Annotated in this window: 1 protein-coding gene; it reads left to right on the plus strand. The window is 32.7% G+C overall.

Annotation, left to right across the window (positions count from 1 at the left end):
- Positions 1-395: undecaprenyl phosphate translocase family protein (locus tag M3593_RS23810; protein WP_251665153.1), on the plus strand; the 395-nt coding region annotated here is incomplete at both ends.

A 395-nucleotide genomic window follows, 5' to 3' on the forward strand; every position in this document is an offset into this window, starting at 1 on the left:
CTAAAAGGTTTTGCTATGGGAACGAGTGACTTGGTACCTGGTGTTAGCGGTGGGACTATCGCATTATTGTTAGGTATTTACAATCAATTTATCGCTTCAATTAGCGGCATATTCTCACGACGTTTTTGGCCAAGTTTTACATTTTTAATCCCCATTATAATTGGAATGTTACTGGCAATGGGATCACTAAGTAATCTTTTTAATTATTTATTAAGCCAACACCATATTCCAACTATGTTTTTCTTTGGTGGATTAATCATTGGTATCGTTCCATATTTATTGAAAATTTCTAACTATAAAACGTCATTTACAACTAAACATTACATGATGGTTATAGCTGGTATCGCTATCTTAATTGTTATTACATTAATGAATAATGGTGATAAACATGCTGG

Source organism: Mesobacillus sp. MER 48, assembly GCF_023714225.1.
GTDB lineage: Bacteria > Bacillota > Bacilli > Bacillales > Cytobacillaceae > Mesobacillus > Mesobacillus oceanisediminis_A.